The following is a 300-nucleotide window of genomic DNA, read 5'->3' as shown; positions in this document are numbered from 1 at the left end:
CAGTCCATACGCCGCTAACCGGGCGCTTCCGCCTTTTGTTTTTGCCCACTCCAAACCCCTTCCATTCGCATATGAAATAGTGTAGGCAAGTATAGAGGAAGGAGGTTTGCTGCATGTACCCTTATTATCGGAACCCTCATCAAGTACAAGATCAACGATTTATTGGTTTCGGGTTGCCATTACTTGGAGGATTTTTAGGAGGCTTATTAGGAGGCGCATTAATTAGCCGGCCATTTTATGGTGGTTTCGGATATCCTGGCTTTTATCCCCCACCCCCGCCGCCAATGGGCTACCCTGGGG

General features: G+C 49.3%; 1 protein-coding gene. It reads left to right on the top strand.

Features of this window, described 5'->3' with window-relative positions; translation table 11 throughout:
• Nucleotides 1-113 precede the first annotated feature (113 nt).
• The coding region (locus V7659_RS19240) for a hypothetical protein (RefSeq protein ID WP_335541468.1) at nt 114-300 on the top strand (187 nt) is incomplete at its 3' end.

The sequence above is a fragment of the Neobacillus drentensis genome (genome assembly GCF_036966985.1).
In the GTDB taxonomy this organism is placed as follows: Bacteria; Bacillota; Bacilli; order Bacillales; family Cytobacillaceae; genus Neobacillus; species Neobacillus drentensis_E.
Note: the sequence above shows the minus strand (reverse complement) of the source record. Positions and strands in the feature narration are given on the sequence as shown.